Consider the following 2,312-nt stretch of genomic DNA (forward strand, 5'->3'; position numbering starts at 1 on the left):
TGCGGCCACTACGCCTACAACTCCAGCGCGGCGCTGACCTACAGCGGCAATGCGTTCTGGAACGTCAAGTCGGGCCAGTGCCCGTCCGGCAGCGTCTGCAGCGACCCCCGCCTCACCCGCACCGCGATGGCCGACTTCGACGCCACCCCGCTCGACGGCAGCCCGCTGGTCGACAAGGCGCCCTATCTGAGCGCGATCACCCAAGACTTCTTCAAGAACCCACGGCCCTCCGGGGCCGCCGCCGACATCGGCGCCGTCGAACGCCAGTCCGGCGGCGGTACGCCGACGCCCAGCTGCAGCCGCAATGCCCCGTCGCTGGCGCTGAGCGGCTCCACCACCGCGGTCGCGGCCGGTTCGACCGTCAGCTACACGGTGACGCTCTCCAACAAGGACAGCAGTGCCTGCGCCAGCACCACGTTCAACCTGGCACGCAGCGTGCCGTCGGGTTGGACCGGCACGCTGGGCAAGAGCACCCTGACGCTCGCCCCTGGTGCGTCCGGCAGCACCACCCTGAGCGTCGTCTCGCCGGCTTCGGCCACGCAGGGCAGCTACGGCGTGGGCGTGGGCGTGGGCAGCGGCAATGGCGGCATCCACACCCGCAATGCCTCGGCGACCTACAACGTGGCCGCGCCCGCGGCGACCTGCAGCCGCGCCGCGCCCGCCTTCAGCATCAGCGGTCCCACCGGCGCCGTCGCGGCCGGCAGCACCGTCCGCTACACGCTCAACGTGACCAACCGCGACAGCAGCGCATGCAGCAGCACCAGTTTCAACCTGGCGCGCAGCGTGCCAAGCGGCTGGACCGGGTCGCTCAACAAGAGCACTGCCACGCTCGCTCCCGGTGCGAGCACGAGCGCGACGCTCGACGTGGCATCGGCGGCAACGGCCAGCGCCGGCACGTATTCCATCGGCGCGGGCATCGGCAGCAACGTCGGCGGCATCCATACCGCCAATGCCTCGGCCAGCTACACGATCCAGGCCCCGCAACCGCCGCCGGCCGGCGAGCTCGAGCAGACCCTGGGCACGGACAAGGGCATCTACCGTCGCGGCGACACGGTGCGCATGACCTCGCGCGTGGTCCTGGGCGGCCAGGCGGCGGGCGGCGCGAACGTCAGTTTCGTGGTCACCAATCCGTATGGCGCGAGCGAGACCTACACCGCCACGGCCAATGCCAATGGCCAGGCCACCGCATCGGCCACGCTCAGCCGTTGGTGGTGGTGGGCGCCCTCGGGCACCTACACGGTGCGCGCTACCGCTACCCGAGGCAATGTCTCAACGACTGACGAGACCAGTTTCCAGGTGCGTTGAGCCTCGTTCGCCGCCGACACCCTTCACACACGGGCGGCCCTTGCCGCCCGTTTTTGTGATGTTCGTCACTAAAACACCAAAAAACCCCGAAAATTCCGTGGCTTAAGTTGGCCAAAACAGTATTCACAAACCCGAATTTGCCGTATTTGTGCCCCATTCTGCAGAAGCTGGATAAAAAACCACCAACACTTGCCGCTCGCAGTTCCTTCCGAAGCCTTCCCCCGATCTTTGGAGCCTTATTCGTGACACTTCGCAGCACTTCACCGCATTTCGCGTCCGTTGCCGGACCGCTCCCTGCCCGCATCGCCGGCACCCTGCTCCTCCTGGCCCTGGGCACCGGCGCCGCGCAGGCGGCGACGTACTACGTGCGCACCGATGGCGGCAGCGCCGCCCAGTGCACCGGCAGGTCCAACGCCGCCTACCCGGGTTCGGGCAGCAACCAGGCATGCGCCTGGAACTCGCTGCACCAGGCCCTGCCCGCCGGCGGCACCGCGCGGATCGCGGGTGGCGACACCGTCTACATCGCGCCCGGTGACTACATGCTTGGCTGGGGCGCCCCCGGTGCTTCGGGCGGACGCTGCTACGACGGGGGTCGCTACGACTGCTACCTGCCGCCGATTCCCAGCGGCCCGAGCGCAACCAGCAGGACGCGCATCCTGGGCACCAGTGCCAGCAACAAGGCCCGCCTGTGGGGCACCGAACGCGTGCAGTACATGCTGAACCTCACCGGCAGCTCCAACGTCGAGATCGGAAACCTCGAGATCACCGACCAGAGCGACTGCGTGGAGTTCCACAGCGATGCCTCGGCGCGCTGCAAGCGCGACAGCACCCCGTACGGCCAATGGGCCGGCGTGGGCATCATGGCATCGAACTCCAGGAACGTTTACCTGCATGACCTGGACATCCACGGCATGGCCAACCGCGGCATCGTCGCCGGCGGCCTGACCGACTGGACCGTGGAGAACGTCAAGATCGTCGCCAACGGCTGGGCCGGCTGGGACGGCGAC

The 2,312-nt window shown here is 68.3% G+C and carries 2 protein-coding genes; both read left to right on the forward strand.

What is annotated here, in order from left to right; all coding sequences use genetic code 11:
• The coding region (locus FKV25_RS02170; protein WP_211345343.1) for an NEW3 domain-containing protein at positions 1-1,305 on the forward strand (1,305 nt) is incomplete at its 5' end.
• 242 nt (positions 1,306-1,547) lie between these two features.
• On the forward strand, positions 1,548-2,312 hold a 765-nt coding region (locus FKV25_RS02175), incomplete at its 3' end, for a hypothetical protein (protein ID WP_141517156.1).

It is taken from the genome of Marilutibacter aestuarii (genome assembly GCF_006546775.1).
In the GTDB taxonomy this organism is placed as follows: Bacteria; Pseudomonadota; Gammaproteobacteria; order Xanthomonadales; family Xanthomonadaceae; genus Marilutibacter; species Marilutibacter aestuarii.